16 protein-coding genes are annotated in these 21,707 nt (G+C 60.1%); 6 read left to right on the top strand and 10 right to left on the bottom strand.

Annotated elements, in window-relative coordinates:
* Positions 1 to 34 precede the first annotated feature (34 nt).
* Complete coding sequence (locus tag M9827_RS09890) at positions 35 to 1,981, top strand: Ig-like domain-containing protein (RefSeq protein ID WP_250605289.1); 1,947 nt, start codon at positions 35 to 37, stop codon at positions 1,979 to 1,981.
* A gap of 38 nt (positions 1,982 to 2,019) precedes the next feature.
* Here M9827_RS09890 and M9827_RS09885 read toward each other — a convergent pair whose 3' ends face one another.
* Positions 2,020 to 2,946, bottom strand: a complete 927-nt coding sequence (locus tag M9827_RS09885) for a LysR family transcriptional regulator (protein WP_250605288.1) — start codon at positions 2,944 to 2,946, stop codon at positions 2,020 to 2,022.
* Positions 2,947 to 3,044: 98 nt separating this feature from the next.
* On the opposite strand from M9827_RS09885, the gene M9827_RS09880 reads away from it, so the two are divergent.
* Positions 3,045 to 3,434: a VOC family protein gene (locus M9827_RS09880; RefSeq protein WP_250605287.1), complete on the top strand. Its 390-nt coding sequence runs from the start codon at positions 3,045 to 3,047 to the stop codon at positions 3,432 to 3,434.
* Positions 3,435 to 3,694: 260 nt separating this feature from the next.
* Here M9827_RS09880 and M9827_RS09875 read toward each other — a convergent pair whose 3' ends face one another.
* Positions 3,695 to 5,005, bottom strand: coding sequence for an MFS transporter (locus tag M9827_RS09875; RefSeq protein ID WP_250605286.1), 1,311 nt, complete (start codon positions 5,003 to 5,005; stop codon positions 3,695 to 3,697).
* A gap of 171 nt (positions 5,006 to 5,176) precedes the next feature.
* On the opposite strand from M9827_RS09875, the gene M9827_RS09870 reads away from it, so the two are divergent.
* The 4 genes from M9827_RS09870 to M9827_RS09855 all read left to right on the top strand — a co-directional run bounded on the left by M9827_RS09870 (position 5,177) and on the right by M9827_RS09855 (position 10,846).
* On the top strand, positions 5,177 to 6,298 hold the full coding sequence (locus M9827_RS09870) for a sugar diacid recognition domain-containing protein (RefSeq protein ID WP_250605285.1): 1,122 nt from the start codon (positions 5,177 to 5,179) through the stop codon (positions 6,296 to 6,298).
* 246 nt (positions 6,299 to 6,544) lie between these two features.
* Positions 6,545 to 7,684: a glycerate kinase gene (locus M9827_RS09865; protein ID WP_250605284.1), complete on the top strand. Its 1,140-nt coding sequence runs from the start codon at positions 6,545 to 6,547 to the stop codon at positions 7,682 to 7,684.
* Between the two features lie 307 nt (positions 7,685 to 7,991).
* Entirely contained in the window at positions 7,992 to 9,617 is a 1,626-nt protein-coding gene (locus M9827_RS09860) for a methyl-accepting chemotaxis protein (RefSeq protein WP_250605283.1), read from the top strand.
* 41 nt (positions 9,618 to 9,658) lie between these two features.
* A complete protein-coding gene (locus tag M9827_RS09855) occupies positions 9,659 to 10,846 on the top strand; it encodes a pyridoxal phosphate-dependent aminotransferase (RefSeq protein WP_250605282.1) in 1,188 nt (395 codons plus the stop codon).
* A 143-nt stretch (positions 10,847 to 10,989) separates the two neighbouring features.
* Here the strand turns inward: M9827_RS09855 and M9827_RS09850 are convergent, their stop codons facing one another.
* From M9827_RS09850 to M9827_RS09815, 8 genes are all read right to left on the bottom strand, one after another.
* A complete protein-coding gene (locus M9827_RS09850) occupies positions 10,990 to 11,967 on the bottom strand; it encodes a 2-hydroxyacid dehydrogenase (RefSeq protein WP_250605281.1) in 978 nt (325 codons plus the stop codon).
* A gap of 13 nt (positions 11,968 to 11,980) precedes the next feature.
* On the bottom strand, positions 11,981 to 13,279 hold the full coding sequence (locus tag M9827_RS09845) for an MFS transporter (RefSeq protein ID WP_095050893.1): 1,299 nt from the start codon (positions 13,277 to 13,279) through the stop codon (positions 11,981 to 11,983).
* Positions 13,280 to 13,338: 59 nt separating this feature from the next.
* Entirely contained in the window at positions 13,339 to 14,382 is a 1,044-nt protein-coding gene (locus M9827_RS09840) for a sugar kinase (RefSeq protein WP_250605280.1), read from the bottom strand.
* Positions 14,375 to 15,157 carry a sugar phosphate isomerase/epimerase family protein gene (locus tag M9827_RS09835; protein ID WP_250605279.1) on the bottom strand — a complete coding sequence of 261 codons (783 nt, stop codon included), beginning with the start codon at positions 15,155 to 15,157 and terminating at the stop codon, positions 14,375 to 14,377. The genes M9827_RS09840 and M9827_RS09835 overlap by 8 nt, the downstream gene beginning before the upstream one ends.
* Positions 15,158 to 15,332: 175 nt before the next feature.
* Positions 15,333 to 16,361 carry a LacI family DNA-binding transcriptional regulator gene (locus M9827_RS09830; RefSeq protein WP_350310005.1) on the bottom strand — a complete coding sequence of 343 codons (1,029 nt, stop codon included), beginning with the start codon at positions 16,359 to 16,361 and terminating at the stop codon, positions 15,333 to 15,335.
* Between the two features lie 141 nt (positions 16,362 to 16,502).
* On the bottom strand, positions 16,503 to 17,144 hold the full coding sequence (locus M9827_RS09825) for a DUF1345 domain-containing protein (RefSeq protein WP_250605278.1): 642 nt from the start codon (positions 17,142 to 17,144) through the stop codon (positions 16,503 to 16,505).
* 140 nt (positions 17,145 to 17,284) lie between these two features.
* A complete protein-coding gene (locus tag M9827_RS09820; RefSeq protein ID WP_250605277.1) occupies positions 17,285 to 20,383 on the bottom strand; it encodes a multidrug efflux RND transporter permease subunit in 3,099 nt (1,032 codons plus the stop codon).
* Positions 20,384 to 20,398: 15 nt separating this feature from the next.
* Entirely contained in the window at positions 20,399 to 21,556 is a 1,158-nt protein-coding gene (locus M9827_RS09815) for an efflux RND transporter periplasmic adaptor subunit (RefSeq protein WP_250605276.1), read from the bottom strand.
* Between the last annotated feature and the right edge of the window lie 151 nt (positions 21,557 to 21,707).

The raw sequence follows: 21,707 nt of genomic DNA, 5'->3' as shown, positions 1-21,707 counted from the left end.
GGCTCTGTCTTTTCTTGAAATCAGGAGCGCTTTCATGAACACACAGTCTTTCGATGAGGTTTTGCCCGAGGACGCCGTGGTAACCCTCTACGCGCCGCAGCTTCCGGACAGCAATACATCTGTGGCCGGTGCCGACTGCGGTATCGCCAAGGCGTTTTATGATCTGCGACCGAATGGTGCGACAGTCATTATCAATCCGGTTCTTGGTCAGCAGCCAGGCACTACTTTCAGAATTCATGTGAACGGCATCATGCGGGTCGACAGCCAGCAATCCCAATCCACGGATGACGCAGTAACCCTGCATATTCCCAAAAACCTGCTGAGATCCGATCCGGGATTCGTCAATAAGCTCAATTACTCCGTCGAGCGCACGACCAGCCCTGAAGAAACCTACGAGCCGCCAGTGACGATTCTGTACAACGCCGTTCGCCCGGGGATGGAAGACCAGAACGGCGATGAAGGACACTCCGAACTCGAGTTGGGACTGCCTCGGGATGTGCTGGAAAACGGTATCGATGCCGATCGTGCAGCACAGGGCGTGCAGGTCTGGTTCTCCTATCCCTATTGCCGGCCGTACGACCGGATTGTGCTCAACTGTAACGGTCATGATGTTGGGTGGGAGGTACATCCGGACGAAGCTCCGTCCACACCGACCAGTATTCCGACCCGCATTGGGCGTCTATTGGAAAAAGCCGATCTGGAGGCGGCAGGCGATCATCCCCAGTTCTCTTTCACCTATACGGTGTTCGACCAGATTGGCAACGGTGCCGATTTGAATTCACCATGGTCGGCGGCGATCCGCGTTGTTGTCGATCTCAAGGGCACACGGATGGCCGCTCCCGATATTGCCGAAGACCCGGATGACCCGTACGACGCGCCGGAGACCATTGACCTGAACAAACTGGGCAATAAGGATCTGACCGTCCAGGTGCATGTCCTGGAACCTCTTTGGGCCACCAACGACACTGTCCGCGTGAAATACACCGCGACGCCGAGTAGCGGACCCGTTGTCGCACATACGGTTGACCAGTTGGTCGGCAGGCTTCCTTTTGTGCACCGGTTGATGATTCCCAATGCGAAGGTCATCGGCGACAGTGTGGTCGCTGTGCTGTATGAGCAAGTACGAGGGGGAGTCGTTATTGCAACATCGAAAGTTGCACGGGCACGGGTGATTGTGAAGCCCGTTATTTTGGAAGTTAAGAACTCGTCCGGAGCGGACGTGCAGAACGGCGGCACGGTTTCGGACAATAAAGTGATGTTGTCGGGTTCTGCGCTGGCGGGGATGGTGTTGCGGGTTTTTAATGGCGAGGCGTTTATTGAGGAGATTCAAACCGGATCGAATTATAAGTGGCAGAGCAAATTGCTACCGATTGCGGTGGGGCAGCACAGCTTTACGGTAAAGGAAAAAACCGGGAATCAATTTGAGTCGGATCCATGGCGGTTTCAACGGTTGGCGCTCAGCATCGACCGGACACAGATGAAGCTGGACGGGTTCTCGGTGAAGATTCCTCAGTGGCCGAAAACCGGTGAGGATTCGATTGGCAATACGGGTTTTCGTGTGCCGACGGGTGGGGTTCCGCCGTATGACTATGCGTCTTCGGATCCGTTGACTGTGCCGGTGACTGCGACAGGTAAGGTGACTGGACTCAAGCAGGGTGTGGCGACAATATATGTTACGGATCAGGAGGGTGAGACAGTTAGTTACCTGGTGGGGGTTACGAATGTTTTTCAATTGCGGATCAGTGCTGAAAAGCTTCGGGCGGATGATGCAATTGCTTGGATGCATACGCTAGGTGGGATGCATGTTTATAGTTCAACCTTCACTAGAGACATACGACGTGTCTATTTTCCATCCATCCCTGAGCATGTAAATACGTGTTATTTAGCCGGTAGCAACTATATTTATATGCGGCCAGATATGAGCTTTTTTGGTTCTCCGGGGCGTAATGTACTCACATCGTGGTGCCTCCTACCTCTGTAGTTCAGTATTGCTTTGATCGTCCTCCCGGTCGGAAACGATCAAAGCAAGCTACGGGGCAAAGTGATTTGTCGATTCAGCTCTGCGCAGCGCTGTTGCAGAAACCCCTGCAACACCCTGACTCGTTCCGACACCTGCACCCGATGCGGGCACAGCAAATTGAACGGCGCACTTTCACCTCGCCAGCCATCGAACAGCGTCAGCAACCTTCCGGCACGGACATCTTCAGCGATGTCGAGCCAGGCTTTGTAAGCGATGCCATGCCCGGCCAGCGCCCAGCGTCGGGCGACATCACCGTCATCGCTCAGATAGTCGCCGTGGACTTCCACTTCCAGCGTTTCATCGCCGCGACTGAAACGCCAGCTGTTGTAGGGGCGGCCATTGCGCAGATAGAGCAGGGCGCTGTGCTCGCTGAGTTCGCCGGGATGTTGCGGGGTGCCGTGGCGCGCCAGATAGTCAGGACTGGCACAGGCAACGCGCCGGTGTTGCGGCAGAATCGGTAACGCCACCAGCGTCGAATCGCTCGGCACGCCGAAGCGCAACGCCACATCGACAGTCTCGCGGAACAGATCGGCATGCCGGTCGTTGAGCAACAGCTGCAGTTGAATATTAGGGTGCTCGCGCTTGAAATCGTCGAGCCAAGGCAACAGCACGTTGCGTCCGAAGTCCGACGGCGCAGCCAGTTGCAACACGCCGCTCAACCCTGCGCTTTGCTGCCTGAGGGCCTGCTCGCCCTCGGCGAGTGCCGCCAGCGCCAGACGCACGCTTTCAAGATAACGCCGACCTTCCTCGGTCAGCCGAATGCTGCGCGTGGAGCGTGCGAATAAACGGATCCCGAGGCGGGTTTCCAGGCGCTTCAACGCAATACTGGCGGCGGCCGGGGTCAGCTCCAGGGCGCGGGCGGCGGCAGAAATGCTGCCGGCATCGGCGACACGGACGAAGATCTCCAGATCGAGAATCGAGCTCATTACTAAAAATCCTTTAAAGATCTTTGCGTTTTTGCGGGATTTTTCCGCGATTGGCAAGGGCAGATACTGCAATTCATCAACAATCGCAGGAGAGGCGTATGACCTGGACATTCGATCATCTGGCGTTCAATACCGCTGACGGCCAGACCTTGCAGGACGATTTCGCCCGGTTGCTCGGGCTGAAGCCGGGCCGTCGACCGCCGTTTCCGTTTCCCGGGCGTTGGCTGTATCAGGATGAGCACGCCGTGGTGCATGTGATTGAGCGGCCACTGCCGGATAACACTGAATTGAGCCACATTGCTTTTCGTACCGATGAACTGGCGGAAACGGTATTGCAGCGGGTGCGCGACAGCGGTTTGCCGTATCAACTGGCGCAGGTGCCGGGCGAGGGGATTGCGCAGATATTCGTGCAAATGCCCGGTGGTCTGGTGATTGAACTGGATGCCGAAGCACAGCCCTCACCCTCTCCCAGAGGGAGAGGGGACTGACCGAGGTGTTTGAGCGAGATACGTCGACGTGCAATACCGAGTCGAACTCAGGTCGTGAAAAGCACCAAAATCGGTTCCCTTCTCCCGAGTCGGACTCAAATCTTGAAAAGCACGGCAATCGGCTCCCTTTCCCCCTCGCCCCCTTGGGGGAGAGGGCTGGGGTGAGGGGGAAAAGATCTTCAGAACACCACACAAACCCAAGCCGAAACTCCCAATAAAAAACGACCCTGAAAAGGGCCGTTCTTCCGTGCATCAAAACCTCAAGCGCGCAATGCCCGCGTCATGCGCAGCGCCAGCAGACTCCCGCCCACAATCACGCCTGCCAGCAGATACAACGCCGCATCCGTTGAACCGGTGCTGTCCTTGACCCAACCCACCAGGTACGGGCTAAGAAACCCGGCCATCTGCCCCATCGAGTTGATCAACGCCAGCCCACCGGCCGCAGCACCGGCGCTCAACATGGCCGTCGGCACCGGCCAGAACATCGGCAGGCCAGTCAGCGCGCCCATGGTGGCAATGGTCAAACCCAGAATCGCTATGGCCGGGTTGGCCGCGAAATTCACCGCAATCAGCAGACCGATCGCGCCCATCAACATCGGCACCACCAAGTGCCAGCGGCGCTCTTGACGCAGGTCCGCCGAACGCCCGACCACCAGCATGAACACCGCCGCCAGCAGATACGGAATCGCACTCAGCCAGCCAATCACCAGGTTATCGCTGAAGCCAAGGTTCTTGATGATCGACGGCAGCCAGAAGTTGATCGCGTACACGCCGCTCTGGATGCAGAAGTAGATCAGGCCGAACGCCCAGATCGTCGGGTTCTTGAACACTGCCAGCAACGAGTCGGAGGTGGATTTCGGCTTGTTCGCCAGGTCTTCAGCCTGATCCGCTTCAAGCACCGCACGCTCATGCGGACTCAGCCATTTGGCATTGGCGAAGCTGTCGCTCAGCAGGAACCAGGCGAGGGCGCCGAGGATCACCGTGGGAATGCCTTGCAGCAGGAACATCCATTGCCAGCCGGCCAGACCACCCTGGCCTGCCGCAAAGTGATTGAGAATCCAGCCGGAGAACGGGCTGCCGAGCAGGCCGGACACCGGGATCGCCGACATGAACAACGCCATGATCCGGCCACGGCGGAAGGTCGGGAACCACTGCGAGAGGTACAACACGACGCCCGGGAAGAACCCGGCTTCAGCCGCACCGGTGAACAGGCGCAGGGTGTAGAACCCGGTCGGGGTGGTGACGAACAGCAGGCAGGTCGACAGCGTGCCCCAAGTGATCATCATCAGCGCAATCCAGCGCCGTGGGCCGAATTTGGTCAATGCGAGATTGCTCGGAACGCCGCACAGCACGTAGCCGATGAAGAAGATACCGGCCCCGAGGCCGTACACGGTTTCGCTGAATTTCAGGGCATCAAGCATCTGCAGTTTGGCGAATCCAACGTTGACCCGGTCGAGGTAGTTGAACAGGTAGCAGATGAAAATGAAGGGGATCAAACGCAGGGTGATGCGTTTATAAACGGCGTTTTTACCGTCATCGATGGTCTGGGTAGCTGCGGCGCTCTGCGACATAGCGGCTCTCTCTTTATTATGATTTTTTGCGATGCAAAGGGTAACGTTGATCGCCCCGAGAGTCTCGGCCACCTTTGGCTGGATTGTCTTTGTGCCTGCGCACAGGGTTTGCCGTCAGACCCTGTGCGGGTGAACAACCGCCAGTGCCATAAATCAAGGATTGCCGCCGCTATGTTCGAACTCGATCACGACCTCGCCCAGGACATCGTCGACCGGGCCATGGCCATTTTGCCCTACAACGTCAACGTCATGGACAGCCAGGGGCTGATCCTCGGCAGCGGCGAACCGGAGCGCATCAACACCCGTCACGAAGGCGCGCAACTGGTGTTGGCCAACGGTCGCGTGGTCGAGATCGACGCGCAGACCGCTGTGCATTTGAAGGGCGTGCAACCGGGGATCAACCTGCCGCTGTTGCTCGATCAGCGCTTGATCGGAGTACTCGGCATCACTGGCGAACCGGAACAATTGCGAACCTACGCCGAACTGGTGCGCATGACCGCCGAAATGCTCGTCGGCCAGCGCAATCAGCAGGCCGAGCAGCAATGGCGGCGTCAGCGTTGTGATGATTTGCTGGCGCTGCTGCTGAGCGAGGCGGGGGATTCGCCGCGTCTGGTCGATGAGGCGCAACAACTTGGCCTCAAGCCGCAATTGACGCGGGTGCCGTATCTGTTCGAGCTGGGCCTTGAGCATGGGCCGGGGCAAACCGTCGAGGCGCTGAGTGCCTGGCTGACGTCGCGTTATCCCGATAGCTGGTGCGTGAGTTCGGCGAAGTCATCGCTGTTGTGGTGCCGGCCGGCGAGTCAAAACGTCGAGCATGATCGCTTGCTGGAAAAACTCGACGGCCTCGGCTGGAAGATTCTGCGTATCGCCGTGGGCGGGCAGGCCGATGGACTCGCCGGGCTGCGTCGTTGCTATCGGCGTGTGGGCGACTTGCTCGCCTATGGCCGCGAAGTGTTACCGCATTCGCGATTGCTGACGCTGAACCGCTATCGATTGCCGGTGATGTTGTGGCGGCATCGCAATGACGATGCGCTGGACGAATTGCTCAAACCGTTGCGTAAAGTGATCGCCAAGGACGGCAACGGCCAATTGCTGGCGACGTTGCGCAGTTGGTGTGAGCACGATGGCCAGAGTCAGGCGTGTGCCGATGCGCTGGGGATTCATCGCAACAGTTTGCGGTATCGGATGGAGCGGATTGCCGAGTTGAGTGGGGTTGATCCGTTGCGGCTTGATGGGATGCTGGCGCTGTATCTGGGGGTGCAGCTGCTGCCCCAGACTGACATTTCGGCATGAGGTGTTTTTGAGGCCGCCATCGCTGGCAAGCCAGCTCCCACAAAGGTTGATGGTGTTCACAACATTTGTGTTTACCGACAATCCCTGTGGGAGCTGGCTTGCCAGCGATGGCGGCCGAACATTCACCGCCACTTTCCCTGTCTTTGTGAAAATGAACAATAAACGCCCCCGCCACTTGTGCAGCGGACAGGCGTCAAGGCGCAGGCCGACTGGCAGCATGAGGGGCATTGCAAACGGAGAATTTCCATGAAAATCGTCATCGCCCCCGACTCGTTCAAGGACAGCCTGAGTGCCCAAGGTGTCTCCGAAGCCATCGCCCTCGGCCTGGCTCAGGTCTGGCCGCGGGCAACGATGATCAAATGCCCGATGGCTGATGGCGGCGAAGGCACGGTCGAATCGATTCTGGCTGCCTGCGAAGGCGAACTGCGCCGCACCCGTGTGCGTGGCCCGCTGGGCACAGCCGTCGACGCCGCGTGGGGCTGGTTGCCGCACAACCACACCGCAATCATTGAAATGGCTGAAGCCAGCGGCTTGCAATTGGTGCCGCCGGGGCAACGCGATGCCTGCATCAGCAGCACTTTCGGCACCGGCGAATTGATTCGCGCGGCACTGGAGGCCGGCGCGCAACGGGTGATTCTGGCAATTGGCGGCAGTGCCACCAACGATGGTGGCGCCGGGGCGATGCAGGCGCTGGGCGTGAAGTTGTTCGATGCACAGCATCAAGCGTTGGTGCCCGGTGGCTTGGCACTGGCGCAATTGGCACGCTTGGACCTGAGCGAACTCGACCCGCGTCTGGCGCAGGTGCGTTTCGATATTGCTGCGGACGTGAACAATCCCCTGTGCGGCCCGCACGGTGCTTCAGCGATTTTCGGCCCGCAGAAAGGCGCGTCGCCGACGCAGGTGCAGCAACTCGATCAGGCGTTGGCGCACTTCGCCGAACTGTGTGCGCAAGCCTTGGGTAAAGACGTTCGAGACGAACCGGGCAGCGGTGCGGCGGGTGGTTTGGGGTTCGCAGCCAAGGCCTTTCTCGGCGCGCAATTCCAGGCCGGGGTGGAAGTGGTCGCCGAACTGGTCGGCCTCGCCGAAGCGGTCAAAGGTGCCGATCTGGTTATCACCGGAGAAGGGCGATTCGATGCGCAGACCTTGCGCGGCAAGACCCCATTCGGTGTTGCGCGGATTGCCAAACGGCATGATGTGCCAGTGGTTGTCATTGCCGGTACCTTGGGCGAGGGTTACCAAGAACTCTACGAACACGGCATCGATGCGGCATTCGCCGTGACTAGCGGGCCGATGACGTTGGAACAGGCCTGCGCCGAAGCACCGCGCCTGCTGCGTGAACGCGCCACGGACATCGCCCGCGTCTGGCAGCTCGCCGCCAAGCGCTGAGCCAGATCGGGATCTACCCCTGTAGGAGCTGCCGAAGGCTGCGATCTTTTGATTTTTCTTTTAAAAGCTCAAATCAAAAGATCGCAGCCTTCGGCAGCTCCTACACAAAGCGATCCTCCAGTGTTTCATTGTTGTAACACCCGGAAAAATAGTTGCTCTTGACCCGCAATCTTCCTAAAGCCTGGCCGATACAACCAACAGGCGCGCACCAAACTTCCTAAAAAACAGTGACGCCGGACTGAGCCCGCCCCTCGGGCCAGTGATGACGCATGGACGCTCGTAGTTTCTATCTTTCGAGAGCTCAACTATGTCCCTGCTTAACCTGAATATCGCGCCCCGTGCCTTTCTCGGTTTTGCCTTTATCGCCTTGCTGGTGATCGTGCTCGGTGTGTTCGCCGTCAATCGCATGTCGATCATCCGTCAGGCTTCGATCGACATGGACTCGACGCAATTGCCCAGCGTCACTCACCTCAGTGCGGTAACGGAAAACGTCCTGCGCATGCGCATCCTGTCGTTCCGTGTACTGGTCAATCGCGAGCCGGCCAGCCTGCAAGAGGCGCAAACGCGCATTGCCGTGCTGGTCGACAAGGCGCGCAAGGCTCAGGCCAGCTATGCCGCGCTGCCGGCAGGCCCTGAAGAACGTGCAATCTACCAGACCTTCTCAACCACCCTGGACAACTACCTGCAAGCGCAGAGTCAGATGATTGAGCTGTCGCGTCAGGACAAACTCGACGAGATGCGCACCCTGATCAACACGCGGATCAAGGAGGGTACCGACCAGATGGGCGAGCAGCTCAACAAGCTGATTGCAATCAACACGACCGATGCGAAAACGGCGGCCACCAAGGCGGGTGAACACTACGACAGCGCCGTGACCGGGATCATCATCGTTGCCGTGATCGCAGCGCTGGCCACCGTGCTACTGGCCTGGCTGCTGACTCGCAGCATCGTCACCCCGCTGAACCGTGCCGTACTGGCTGCGCAAACCATTGCCGACGGCAACCTGAGCAAAACCATCGAAATCGACGGCAAGGATGAAGCGACGCAGTTGCTGCAGGCACTGGCCACCATGCAGAGCAACCTGCGCAAAACCATCGAACAGATCGCCGGCTCCGCCACCCAACTGGGCGCCGCTGCCGAAGAACTCAGCGCGGTAACCGAAGAAGCCTCCCGGGGCCTGCAGCAGCAGAACAATGAAATCGAGCAAGCCGCCACCGCGGTCAACGAGATGACCGCCGCGGTCGAAGAGGTCGCGCGCAACGCCGTGTCGACCTCCGAGGCCTCGAATCAATCGACCCACGCCGCCCGCGAAGGTCGCGATCAAGTGGTGAAAACCGTCGACGCGATCCAGACCATGACCCATGACGTGCAGAACACCGCGCACATGATCGAAGGCCTGGCCGCGCAGGGCCGTGATATCGGCAAAGTGCTCGATGTGATCCGCGCCATCGCCGAACAGACCAACCTGCTGGCGCTCAACGCCGCAATCGAAGCCGCACGCGCCGGTGAGGCCGGGCGTGGTTTTGCCGTGGTCGCGGACGAGGTTCGGGCATTGGCCCATCGCACCGCGCAATCGACCCAAGAGATTGAGAAAATGGTCGCCGGTATCCAGAACGGCACCGGCGAAGCGGTGTCGTCGATGCAGCAAAGCAATCAGCGCACCCAGACCACCCTGGAAATGGCCCGCGCGGCCGGCGTGGCGCTGGAGCAGATCACCCAGTCGATCCATCAGATCAACGAACGCAACCTGGTGATCGCGAGCGCTTCGGAAGAACAGGCGCAAGTCTCGCGCGAGGTCGACCGCAACCTGGTCAACATCCGCGATCTGGCCACGCAATCGGCTGCCGGGGCCAACCAGACCAGCGCCGCGACTCACGAACTGTCGCGTCTGGCGGTGGATTTGAATGCCATGGTGGCGCGTTTCGTGATTTGAGATACGGTGAAGGCTGGAGACCGCGCAATCAGGAGACGTACATGCGCTATTCAGCCTTGACCCAACGAATCGCCGGGGAGGGAGCAGCGGCCTGGCAGATTCATGACCGAGCGCTGGAGTTGCGCGCCGAGGGAGTCGATATCCTGCTGCTGAGCGTTGGCGACCCGGATTTCGATACACCGCTGCCGATTGTCCACGGTGCGATCGACAGCTTGCTGGCAGGCGATACCCATTACTCCGAAGTGCGAGGTCGTTTGGCGCTGCGCACGCTGATTGCCGAACGCCATCGGCGGCGCAGCGGGCAGGCGGTGGATGCCGACCACGTGATCATCATGCCCGGCGCGCAATGCGCGGTGTATTCGGTGGCGCAATGTCTGCTCGATCCCGGCGATGAAGTGATCGTCGCCGAACCCATGTACGTCACCTACGAAGGCGTGTTTGGCGCGTGCGGCGCAACGGTGGTGCCGGTGCCGGTGCGTCCGGAAAACGGCTTTCGCGTCGACCCGCTCGACGTCGCCGCGCGCATCACCCCGAAAACCCGCGCCATGCTGCTCAACAGTCCGAACAACCCCAGCGGCGCGAGCCTGTCACTGCTGATCTGGCAAGAACTGGCGGCGCTGTGTATCCGCCATGACTTGTGGCTGATCAGCGACGAGGTCTACAGCGAACTGCTTTACGAAGGTCAGCACGTCAGCCCGGCGAGTTTGCCGGGCATGGCCGAACGCACGGCAACCATCAACAGCCTGTCGAAATCCCACGCCATGACCGGGTGGCGCATCGGCTGGATGATCGGGCCGAAGTCGCTGGCCGAGCATTTGGTCAATTTGTCGCTGAGCATGTTGTTCGGGTTGCCGGATTTTGTGCAGAAAGCCGCGCAGATTGCGCTGGAGACCGATTTGCCGGAAGTGACGCAGATGCGCGAGGAGTATCGCCTGCGCCGGGATCTGGTCTGCGAGCGTCTGCACGGTTGTCCGGGGCTTTATCCGATTCGTCCTGATGGCGGCATGTTCGTGATGGTCGATGTGCGCCAAACGGGGCTGGATGCCCAGGCGTTTGCCGAGCAGTTGCTGGAGGGTTACGGCGTGTCGGTGCTGGCCGGTGAGGCATTCGGGCCGAGTGCGGCGGGGCATATCCGTATTGGTTTGGTGGTCGATCGGGTGAAACTCGCGGATGCCTGTGCGCGGATTGCCTTGTGTGCGGCGCAGCTTTTACAGGTGCGTAGTGCTTGATGACTTTGTGTTGCATGCACTGGCCCCATCGCTGGCAAGCCAGCTCCCACAGTGATTTGAGGTGGACATGATATTTGTGTCCGCTCGAGAACCCTGTGGGAGCTGGCTTGCCAGCGAAGGGGCCAGAACAGGCAATGAAAATTTCAGCCCTGCCAGGCCGATGGATTCACCAGATTCGCCGGTTTCTCTCCCTTCAGCGCCGCCAACAGATTCTCCACCGCACAGCGCGCCATCGCCTCGCGCGTCTCATGCGTCGCCGAGCCCATGTGCGGTGTCGCCACCACATTGTTCAGTTGCAACAGCGGCGAATCATGATTCAGCGGCTCACGTTCGAACACATCCAGCCCCGCGGCACGAATCCGCTGATGACGCAGCGCCTCGATCATCGCCGCTTCATCGACCACCTTGCCCCGCGAGATGTTGATGAAAATGCTTTCCGGGCGCATCAGCGCGAACTGCTCGGCGCCGATCAAGCCTTCGGTCTGCGCCGTCAGCGGCAAGGTCAGGCAAATGAAGTCGGCCTGCTTGAGCAGATCTTCCAGGCTGCGGTATTGCGCATCGAATCGCGCCTCGACCGCCGGTTTGCGCGACTGGCTGTGATAGATCACCGGCATGCCGAATCCGAAATGCCCACGCTGCGCCAGCGCTTCGCCGATACGGCCCATGCCGATAATCCCCAGCGTCTTGCCATGCACATCGGTGCCGAAATGCACTGGGCCGATGTTGCGGTTCCATTGGCCGCTGCGCACCATGTTCGCCAGTTCCACTACACGCCGGGCGGCAGCGAGGATCAGCGCAAAACCGGTGTCAGCGGTGGTTTCGGTGAGCACGTCCGGGGTGTTGCTCAGGAGGATCTTGCGCTGACTCAGGTAATCGATGTCGTAGTTATCGACCCCGACCGAGACGCTGGCGATGGCTTCGAGTTGCGGCGCGAGATCGAGCAACGCTGCGTCGAGTTTCAGGCTGGCGCCGAGCAAACCGTGGGCGCGGGGCAGGGCATCGCGCAGTTGCATGAGGCCGTCGGCGTCGAGGCTGTTGATCAGCGTCACCTCACACTGCTCTTGCAGACGAGCCATCAACGCGGGTGAAAGTTTCTTGTACAACACGACCTGTTTTTTCATGGCAAAAGTCTCTTCAGGAATGCGCCGGCACGGCACGCGTGGCGACGGCTTTGGCGACGACGCGATCACTGGCGCCGGGCTTGAGAAAAATTGTCAGCACCACCGACAGCAGCAACGCGCCGCTCATCAACAGGTACGAAGCGCCGGGCGAACCGGTGGAGCTGTTCAGGTAACCGACCAGATACGAGCCGCCGAATGAACCAAGTGCGCCCATGCTGTTGATCAGCGCCATCGCGCCGCCGGCAACGTTGGCCGGGAGAATCTCCGGGACGATGGCAAAGAACGGCCCGTAAGGTGCGTACATGCACGCGCCGGCAATCACCAGCAGCGTGTACGACCACCAGAAGTGCTCTGCGCCCAGCGCGTAGGAGCCGTAAAACGCGATCGATGCGATCAGCAGTGGCGGCCAGACGAAGCGTTTGCGCTTCTGCAACTTGTCCGAACCCCACGACACCACAAGCATGCCAATCACCGCCGCCAGATACGGCAGCGCCGACAGCCAGCCGGCCTCGATCATGTCCATTTGCGCGCCGGCCTTGAGGATCGACGGCAGCCACAGTACGAAGCCGTAAACGCCGATGCTCCAGCAGAAAAACTGCAGCGCGAGAATGATCACCTTCGGCGAACGGAACGCCTCGGCGTAGTTCTTCACTGCTTTGATACCGACCTGTTCAGCAGCCAGTGCGCTTTCCAGATCCTGCTTTTCCTGCTCGTTGAGCCACTTGGCCTGCGCCGGACGATCATCGGCCAGACGCCACCAGATAAACGCCCAGAGCACCGCCGGCAGGCCCTCGATGATGAACATCCAGCGCCAGCTGAAATGCTGCACCAGATAACCCGAAACCACCGACATCCACAGCATCGTCACCGGGTTGCCAAGGATCAGAAAGGTATTGGCCCGCGAGCGTTCGGCACGGGTAAACCAATGGCACAGATACACCAGCATCGCCGGCATTACAGCGGCTTCGACCACGCCGAGCATGAAGCGGATGACGATCAGCCAATAGGCGTTGGAGACCACGCCGGTCAACGTGGCGAGGCCGCCCCAGAGAATCAGGCTGACGAAAATCAGTTTCTTCACGCTGTGTTTTTGCGCGTAGATCGCACCCGGCACCTGGAAGAAAAAGTACCCGAGGAAGAACAGCGCACCGAGCAGCGATGACAGGCCCGGGGTGATCATCAGGTCTTCGGCCATGCCCGAGGCAGCGGCAAAGCCGTAGTTGGCGCGATCCAGATACGCCAGGCTGTAGGTGATGAACACGATGGGCATGATGTACCACCAGCGGCGGGTGGCGAGGGTTGCGGTTTTCATGGGTCTTGCTCCTGAGCTTGTTGTTTTTGTCGCAGCAGGTTCAATGAATCGGTTGCCTGTCAGGGCCTCATCGCTGGCAAGCCAGCTCCCACAGGGATCTCGGGTATGTCAAAGATTGCATTGCCAACATCAACCCTTGTGGGAGCTGGCTTGCCAGCGATGGCGGCCTCAAATTCGCTGAAGAGTTCAGCCCGGGTCGGAAGGCCTTCCATATCCCCCCGACTCTGCACCGCGCGACTGCCAATCCAGTTCGCACGCTGCACTGCCTCGGCAAAACTCTGATGCTCCAGCAGGGCACTGATCATCCCCACTGCAAAGCCGTCACCGGCACCGACCGTATCGACGACATTGGTCACCGGCACGCCGGCAACAAAACCCTGATCCAGCTGCGTTCGGTAATAAGCGCCTTGCGGGCCAAGCTTGATCGCCACCGCTTCGGCACCTTGATCAAGATAAAACGCAGCAATGTCCGCCGGGTCTTCGAAACCGGTGAGCAAACGACCCTCACTCAACCCCGGCAGCACCCAATGGGCGAGGGCGGCGAGACGGTTGATCTCGCGGATCATTTCGCCCTCGCTGGCCCACAGGCTCGGACGCAGATTGGGGTCGAACGACACGCTGCGCCCGGCATTGCGCATGCGTGTCATCAGCTCAAAGGACATCTCCCGCGCCGACGCCGAGAGCGCCGGAGGAATGCCAGTCGCATGCAGATGGCGGGCGCTCAATAGACTGGCCGTGATCGACTGGGACGACAGATGACTGGCCGCCGAACCGCGTCGGAAATACTCGACCTGCGGGTCGCTGCCGTCATCGTTGCGGGATTTGAACTGGAAACCGGTCGGGTGCTGTTTATCGACATCGACGTGGCTGCAATCCAGACCTTCCTTGATCAAGGTTTCGACCACAAAACGCCCGAGCGAATCATTACCGACGCGGCTCAGCCACGCGACGTTGAAACCCAGGCGCGACAGCCCGATCGCAACATTGCTGTCGGCCCCGGCGATGCGCTTGTGAAAGTGTTCGACTGCCGCCAGATCACCGGTCTGCTCGGCGACCAGCATCGCCATGGTTTCGCCGAACGAGAGAATATCGATCTCAGACATGAGCTGGCTCCAGACGCGATTGGCCGAGGCGGGCGAGGGCGGCGACGTGCTCGGTGGTCAGCTGCACCAGGTCCTCGCCCTGTAATGGATATTCGGCGGCGCGCATAACGCCTTGGGCCATGTGCCGCAGCAGTTGTTCCCACAGATGCAGGTCACTGACGGCCGGCGGCACCGCGACCAGTTTGCCGTCGGCGCGCCGGGCCACGGCTTTGCAGTGCACGTAACCGACATGCCGGCCGAGCAGGCGTGCGGCGCTGGCGGCGGATTGGTCCTGCCACTGCCAGTTGCCGATGTCGAAGGTCATTCTGATCGGCAGGTTGTGCTGCTCGACGGCCGCGAAGAAGCGCTGAAACGGTTCGATGCGTCCGCCGTGCAGGGTCTGGTCGTTTTCCACCAGCAGTTGCACTGAAGTGTGCTTCAGGCGTTCGGCCAGGGCTTGCAGATCGTTGGTGTCGGTGAAGTAGCCGAGGGAGACTTTCAGCCATTTCGAGCCGAACGCTTCGGCTTGTTGCAGTGCGGTGATCAACTCGGGATTGGGCTGCGCCTGACCGGCCAGCCACAGTTCGGTCGGTGAGGAATAGATGCTTAGCAAGCCCAGCGCCTGTGTGGCCTGCGCCAGTTGCGCAGGGTCTTCACGCGTCAGCAGCTCTTCACGCCACTCGATGCGATTGGCCCCGGCCGCAGCCAGAACATCGATGAAAGCATCCTGCCCGCGTTGGCGCACAAGTTCGGCGCCGTAGCTGGACAGACTGATGGAAACGGCGGGTTTATTCATTGTTATTGACCTCTGAAACCGGTTTCATTTTTGTTCAAAAAAATATCAGGTGCTTCTGTGTTGTCCTTTCGGGTCTCATCGCTGGCAAGCCAGCTTCCACAGTGTTCGGGTCGTACACAAAGGCTTGGTACACCTCTGAACCTGTGGGAGCTGGCTTGCCAGCGATAGCGTCAGATCAGACACCGCCTACTTCACGGGTCGACCCACGCTCCACCAGCACCGGCGCAAAATCCACCACCCGCGCCTCGTCGTCATCCCCACGCAAGCGCTTGAGCAAACACTCAAACGCCCGCGCGCCAATCTCTGCCGTCGGCTGAGCCAGCGCGGTAATCCCGCTGCCCACCAACGGATACCAATCCAGATCATCCAGGGCTATCAGCCCGACATCCTCGAACAACCGAACACCCAATACTCGCAATACCGACGTGGCCGCCAACGCCGCCACACCATTGGCGCAAAACAGCGCTTTCGGGGCATTACCGGGGGTGTTCAGAAAGGTTTGAAGTTGAGCGTTGAGATCGTCGCCGGTTTCCAGCACCGCACCCGCCAGGACCGAGCGCTGAGCAATCTGTGCCTGAAAACTGCTGACCCGCTCGATCCGCGAACTGGTGCCGTCATACGGTTCAGTGACCAGCACCAGATCCCGATAACCGCGCTGCTCCAGATGCGTGAGCGCCATCTCCACCGCTTGTGGGTTGTTCAGTCCGACCATGTCGCTGTCCAGCCCTTCGACCTTGCGATCCACCAGCACCAGCGGCATCTCGCGGCGCAGCTCGTGCAATTCGTCACGGTGATGGCCCAGCGTGTTCACGATCAGCCCTTCGATGTTGTACGAACGCAACAGCGCCAGGTGCTGGCGTTCCTGCTCGTCATCGCGATCGGTGTTGCACACCACCAGGCTGTAGCCGTGGGCACGGCAAGCGGTCTCCACCCCGTGCATGACGGCAATCGAATAAGGGTTACGGATATCGGCCACCAGCATGCCGATCAGGCGTGTACGCCCACGTTTCAGGCCTCGGGCCATTTGATTGGGACGATAGCCGAGTTCGCTGATGGCCTGCTCGATGCGCAGCGCAATGGCATCGGAGAGCAGGGCGCGATCATCGCCGATGAAGCGCGAGACGCTGGCTTTGGATACCCCAGCGCGTTCGGCGACATCAAGCATGGTCACGCGGCTGCGCTGGGCGGCGGAGAAGTCGTTCACGGTCTGAAACCTTATTATTGGATTTATAGGTTCAGCGTCTGCGAACAGTGCTGAAACCGGTTTCAGGAAACACCAAAAACAAATATTTCGTCAAGTGAATGATCACTTGCCTTCGACTTGTTGCCGACGGGCGGAATGCCGTCAGCCGAACAAACCGGCAGCGATATTGATCGAAAAGCCCAGAATCGCGGTGTTGAACACGAATCCGATCAACGATTGTGCCAATACGATTTTGCGGATATCGCGCGTGGCAACACCGACATCTGCCGTCTGCACGGCGACGCCGATGGTGAAGGAGAAGTACAAGAAGTCCCAATAGTTAGGGGTCGTCAGCCCCTCGGCGAAACGTAACGCCGGCTCCTTGCCATCCCAGGTGTAATACAACCTGGCGTAGTGCACGCAGAAAATCACCCCGATCAGCAGCCATGAACCGATCACGGTCAGTGCGGTAAAACCGTAGTGCAGCAGTTTGCGCGTGGTTTCCAGGTCCTTGCTGCCGGCAAGCTCGAAGGTGATGGTCGCCAGGCTCGCCAGCGCGGCGATGCACACCACGAACAGCACCAGCCCGGCATTTTCGTCTTCGACTTCAGCGATGCGTTTGACGTCCGGGGCTTTGGCGCGCGCGGTCAGCCAGAACATCAGGATCAGATAAGTCCAGACACCGGCGTTCCAGCCGATGAGGATTTTGCTGGCGATGGAATCGGCGGGGACCAACAGGCCGGTGGCGAGGCCGAACAGGGCGGCGGCGGACAGGCGAGGGTGGGTGCGGGCGAGGAAGCGCATGGGGACTCACGTTGGTGAACTGTCTCTGCACCATAGCGTACGCAACCCCGCTTTTGTAGGAGCTGCCGCAGGCTGCGATCTTTTGATCTTCTAAAAGCAAAGTCAAAAGATCGCAGCCTGCGGCAGCTCCTACAGTTGGATCAGTGGGGTTTGGTGAATCGTTGTACGAGTTTCATGACGACGACGAAGAACACCGGGACGAAGATCACCGCCAGTGTCGCGGTAATCATCCCGCCGATCACCCCGGTGCCGATCGCCTGTTGGCTTGCGGAACTGGCGCCAGTGGCAATGGCCAACGGCACCACGCCGAGAATGAACGCCAGCGAAGTCATCACGATCGGTCGCAGACGCAAACGCGCTGCCTGCAACGTCGCATCGATCAGATCGTGGCCTTCGTCATACAGGCTCTTGGCGAACTCGATGATCAGGATCGCGTTCTTCGCCGACAGACCGATGATGGTGATCAGGCCAACCTTGAAGAACACATCATTGGGCATGCCGCGCAATGTCACCGCCAGCACCGCGCCGAGGACGCCCAGGGGCACCACCAGCAACACCGAAGTCGGAATCGACCAGCTCTCGTACAGCGCCGCCAGACACAGGAACACCACCAGCAACGACAGACCGAGGAGGATCGGCGCCTGATTGCCAGACAAGCGTTCCTGCAACGACAACCCGGTCCATTCCTGACCCAGGCCTTTCGGCCCCTGCGCCACCAGACGTTCGATTTCCGCCATGGCCTCACCGGTACTGTGCCCCGGAGACGGTTCGCCGGAAATCGCAATCGCCGGATAGCCGTTGTAACGGGTTAATTGCGCCGGGCCTTGAATCCAGTTGGCCTGCACAAATGCCGACAGCGGCACCATATGCCCGGTGTTGTTGCGCACATGCATTTTCAGCAGATCGGCCACCTGGCTGCGTTGATCGCCTTCGGCTTGCACGACAACGCGTTGCATGCGCCCTTGATTGGGGAAGTCGTTGATGTAGCTGGAGCCGACGGCAGTGGACAGCACATTACCAATGTCGGCGAACGAGACGCCGAGGGCATTGGCCTGCTTGCGGTCGACCACCAGTTGCACCTGCGGCGCTTCGGCCAGCGCGCTTTCGCGCACATTCATCAATACCGGGCTTTTCTCGGCAGCCGCGAGCAGTTCGCTGCGCGCCTGCATCAAGGTCGCATGGCCGAGGCCGCCGCGATCCTGCAAGCGGAACTCGAAACCGCTCGACGTGCCGAGACCATCCACGGGCGGTGGCAGCACCGAGAACGCCATGGCGTCCTTGATTTCACTTAGCGCGATGTTGGCGCGATCGGCAATCGAGCTGGCGGCATCATCACCGCTGCGCTGCGACCAGTCCTTCAGCGTCGAGAACGCCAAGGCTGCGTTCTGGCCGCTACCGGAGAAGCTGAAACCGAGAATCACCACGGTGTCACTGATCCCCGGCTCGCCGGCGTTATGCGCTTCAAGTTGCTCGGCCACCGCCACCGTACGATTCTTGGTGGCGCCGGGCGGCAGTTGAATATCCGTGATGGTGTAGCCCTGATCTTCCACCGGCAGGAACGAGGAGGGCAGACGCGCAAAGCACAGGCCCAGCCCAACCAGCAGCACAGCGTAAATCAGCAGGTAACGGCCGCTGCGTTTCAGCGCATAGCCGACCCAGCCCTGATAACGATCGGTCAGGTGCTCGAAGCGGCGGTTGAACCAGCCGAAGAACCCGGACTTCTCGTGATGCTCGCCCTTGGCAATCGGTTTGAGCAGCGTCGCGCACAATGCCGGCGTCAGGGTCAGGGCGAGGAACGCCGAGAACAGAATCGACGTCGCCATCGACAGCGAGAACTGCTGGTAGATCACTCCGACCGAGCCCTGCATGAACGCCATCGGAATAAACACGGCGACCAGCACCAACGTGATGCCGATGATCGCGCCAGTAATCTGTGTCATCGCCTTGCGCGTGGCTTCCTTGGGCGACAAGCCCTCGGTGGCCATGATCCGTTCGACGTTCTCCACTACAACAATGGCATCGTCCACCAGAATGCCGATGGCCAGCACCATGCCGAACATGGTCAGCACGTTGATCGAGAACCCCAATGCCAGCATGGTCGCGAACGTGCCCATCAGCGCCACCGGCACCACCAGCGTCGGGATCAGCGTGTAACGCACGTTCTGCAGAAACAGGAACATCACCGCGAACACCAGCAGCATCGCTTCGCCCAAGGTGTAAATCACTTTGGTGATCGAGACTTTGACGAACGGCGAGGTGTCGTACGGGATCTTGTATTCCACACCCGCCGGGAAGTAGCGCGACAGCTCATCCATCTTCGCCCGCACCAACGTCGCGGTGTTCAGTGCGTTGGCGCCCGGCGACAACTGCACGCCGACAGCGGTCGACGGTTTGCCATTGAGGCGCGTACCGAACTGGTATTCCTGACTGCCGATCTCGACCCGCGCGACGTCACCGATGCGCACCGTGGAGCCATCGCGATTGGCCTTGAGCACGATGTCGGCGAATTCCTGCGGTGTCGCCAATTGGCCTTTCACCAGAATGGTCGCGGTTATTTCCTGCGTCGAAGGTGACGGCAGATCACCGATGCTACCCGCTGAAACCTGGGCGTTCTGCGCCACGATGGCTTCATTGACGTCAGCCGGTGTCAGGTTGAACGCGATCAGCTTCTGCGGATCGATCCAGATGCGCATGGCCCGTTCGGCACCATACAACTGCGCCTTGCCGACGCCCTCCAGGCGCTTGATCTCGTTCATCACGTTACGCGCCAGATAATCGCTGAGCGCCACGTCATCGAGCTTGCCGTCGCTGGAGGTCAGGGTGATTAGCAAGAGAAAACCGGACGAGACTTTTTCGACCTGCAAGCCCTGCTGATTGACCGCTTGCGGAAGGCGCGATTCGACCACCTTGAGGCGGTTTTGCACGTCGACCTGCGCCAGCTCCGGGTTGGTGCCCGGCTGGAACGTGGCTTTGATCGTCGCGCTGCCGAGACTGCTTTGCGATTCGAAGTACAGCAAGTGATCGGCGCCGTTAAGCTCTTCCTCGATCAGGCTGACCACGCTTTCGTCGATTGTCTGCGCCGAGGCGCCCGGGTACACGGCGTAGATCTCGATCTGCGGCGGGGCGACGTCGGGGTATTGCGCCACCGGCAACTGCGGGATGGCCAGCGCACCGGCCAACAGGATGAACAGCGCGACGACCCAGGCAAACACCGGGCGGTCGATAAAGAACTGCGGCATAGAAAAGCGTCCTGCTTACTGACCAGAGGTCTGGGCAAGTGGAAGAGGGGTGTCGTCGATCTGTACGGTTTCGCCGGGACGGGCGTGTTGCAGGCCTTCGATGACGATGCGGTCGCCGGGCTTGAGGCCGCCGGTGACGATCCAGCGATTGTTCTGCACCGCGCCCAGTTGCACCGGTTGCTCAGCGACGCGCATCTGCTCATCGACGGTCAGCACCTGAGCAATGCCGGCGCTGTCACGCTGCACGGCACGCTGCGGCACGGTAATGCCGTTCTGAATGGTCGCCTGCTCCAGACGCACACGAATGAAGCTACCCGGCAGCAAATCCAGATCCGGGTTGGGGAATTCGCTGCGCAGGATGATCTGGCCGGTACCCGGGTCGACGGTGATGTCGCTGAAGAGCAATTTGCCCGGCAGTGGATACAGGCTGCCGTCATCCTGAATCAGCGTGGCTTTGACCTGATCCTGACCGACTTCCTGCAACTGCCCGGAGCGGAACGCGCGGCGCAATTCGTTGAGCTCACGGGTCGACTGGGTGAGGTCAGCGTGAATCGGATTGAGCTGCTGAATCAGTGCCAGCGGTGTGGTTTCGTTCTGCCCGACCAATGCGCCTTCGGTGACCAGCGCACGGCCGACGCGACCGGAAATCGGCGCGGTAACGGTGGCATAACCCAGATTCAGTTTCGCCCGTTCGACGGCAGCCTTGTTGGCCGCAACGTCAGCGGCGGTTTGCCGGGCATTGGCGCGGGCGTTGTCGTAGTCCTGAGCGCTGATGGCTTTGTCGTCGATCAACTGGGCGTAGCGCTGCTCTTGCAGTTTCGCTTGAAAGGCATTGGCTTCTGCCTTGCGCAGCGCGGCTTCAGCGCTGTCGAGGTCAGCCTTGAACGGTGCAGGATCGATGCGGAACAGCACGTCGCCCTTTTTCACGTCGCTGCCTTCGCGGAAGGTGCGCTGCAAGACCACACCGGCCACCCGTGCCCGCACTTCGGCGATTCGTGGCGCGGCGATGCGGCCGCTGAGTTCGCTGCTGAGCGTCAGGGGATGCGCTTCGATCGTCTCGATGCGCACCGTGGCCGGTGGCGCCTGTTCCTCAGCCTTCGAGGATGAATCACAGGCGCTCAGCGTCAGCGCCATCGCGATCAGGCCGAGCCCGGCCAGCAGTTTCTTCGACATGTACAACCCCCAATATTGATGCCCGCATCCTACGGGCAGACGCCGAGATTAGCGGTGAAGCTTTGTAGGCGCTGTGTGAAATTGTGTAAGGGTTTTGCTCAGGGATGGGCGAGGGCGTATATCCTTCAGGTCTTGAAATTTATTGCGACAG

The organism is Pseudomonas sp. AKS31 (genome assembly GCF_023634765.1).
GTDB lineage: Bacteria > Pseudomonadota > Gammaproteobacteria > Pseudomonadales > Pseudomonadaceae > Aquipseudomonas.
The sequence above is the reverse complement of the archived record's forward strand: the minus strand, read 5'-3'. Positions and strand labels throughout refer to the sequence as shown.